This window comes from Thermogutta sp. (assembly GCF_014359955.1).
GTDB lineage: Bacteria > Planctomycetota > Planctomycetia > Pirellulales > Thermoguttaceae > Thermogutta.
In genome coordinates this window covers 1-1,508 of the sequence record NZ_JACIYL010000956.1, presented here as the reverse complement: position 1 = coordinate 1,508, position 1,508 = coordinate 1, and the positions used below count along the sequence as shown (strand labels likewise).

At 55.9% G+C, this 1,508-nt stretch carries 2 protein-coding genes; both read left to right on the top strand.

Annotated features, from left to right (window positions below; all coding sequences use genetic code 11):
• Nucleotides 1-473: sigma-70 family RNA polymerase sigma factor (locus tag H5U08_RS18530; protein WP_297036555.1), on the top strand; the 473-nt coding region annotated here is incomplete at its 5' end.
• A gap of 192 nt (nucleotides 474-665) precedes the next feature.
• Nucleotides 666-1,181 (top strand): ribosomal protein S18-alanine N-acetyltransferase, encoded by a 516-nt coding sequence (gene rimI, locus H5U08_RS18525; protein ID WP_297036552.1) that lies wholly within the window; start codon nucleotides 666-668, stop codon nucleotides 1,179-1,181.
• The last annotated feature ends 327 nt before the right edge of the window (nucleotides 1,182-1,508 follow it).

The following is a 1,508-nucleotide window of genomic DNA, read 5'->3' as shown; positions in this document are numbered from 1 at the left end:
AAATCATAGCACGTGTCGCCCTCGGGCCGCTGCTTCGTTCCCAGGTGGACACCCTGGATCTCGTGCAATCGATGAAACGGATGTTGATCCCGGGCCTGCGGGCAGGGCTGTACAATTTGGACTCGCCCGAACAACTTGTGGCTCTGGCGGCCACCGTCATTCGACGGAAAGTCGCGCTTTACTGGCGACGTCAGCGGCGGCAACCCGTGGTTCGTTTGGGAGAAGACACACTCGAACAGACGCGGTGGTCAGCTCCCGAGGTGCCGGCCGAACAGTGGGAGAATGAGGAGCTTTTGAGCCAGTTGCTGGATAAGTTGACTCCCGAAGAACGAAACTTGTTCCGGATGCAACTGGAAGGGCTGCCAATTGTGGAGATCGCACGCAGGCTCGGTTGCAAGCCCGGACCTTTGCGGGCACGGTTGAGTCGCCTGCGTAAAAAATTGCGAAGTTTGGCGGGCTTTTCATGGAGCTGAATCCACGGCCGGGTCAGCGTTAAACTTTCTGTAACGTCTCGCAGTTTTCTAATCGAAAAAAGCTCTCTTGGCAGCCGATTTGATTTCTGATAGCCTATTGAACTGTGACGCGTGACGGAGGGCAGTCGCGGAAGGCGGCAGAGGGACAGTTCTTCCTTTCTCCGTTACTCTGGCTGACAAGGAACGTTTGCCATGAGTACTGATTTCCGCGTGGCGACTCGACCTGTCATTCGCTGGATGTTGAAGGAGGATTTGCCCACTGTTCTCAAAATCGAGGAGGAAAGCTTCGAGTTTCCCTGGACGAAATCCGATTTTCTCTCCTGCACTCATCAGCCCCATTGCATTGCCGTTGTGGCCGAGGTCCAGAATCAGGTCGTCGGCTACATGATCTACGAGATGGCTCCTCATTTTTTCCGCGTGCTCACACTGGCTGTTGATCCGGCCTGGAGACGAAAGGGAATCGGTCGCTCACTCGTGGAGCGGTTGATCAACAAGCTCTCGCCGCATCGCCGACATCAGATACTTCTCGAAGTTCGTGAAACCAACCTGGTCGCCCAGCTCTTTTTCCGTTCGCTTGGTTTTCGGGCGTGCAGGATTTTGCGCAATTTTTACTCGGATACCGTTGAGGACGCTTACCAGATGGCGTACCAGATTCCGCAGGTTCCCTCGTGCCCAACCAAAAACCGGATTGCACGGTATTTGGCATGAGCTGCCTAGGGAAGAGCAGGTCGCTTCGCGGCTGGTTTTGACATCCGCTCCTGGATAGCGGTGTCCACAGAGTTCGGATAGGGCGTTTCTCGAAAGGTTGGGGGAAGTAAAAGTTTTTCCCCACGGGACAGAGTTCGGTCCTGGCCGGTGGTTGCGGCTCGATGGCTCAACCCTGCGATGTGGACCTGACAAGCAGGTCCCACCGCCAGAGCTGGGACGCGCTTGTCCTGTCCCGCTTGAACTCCCGCCCAAGCCAATTGCCCGGTCTTTTCCCCCGGTTGGCTGGCGGTTCTTCTCGCACAAGGCTTAACTCAACAAAAAAGCGAG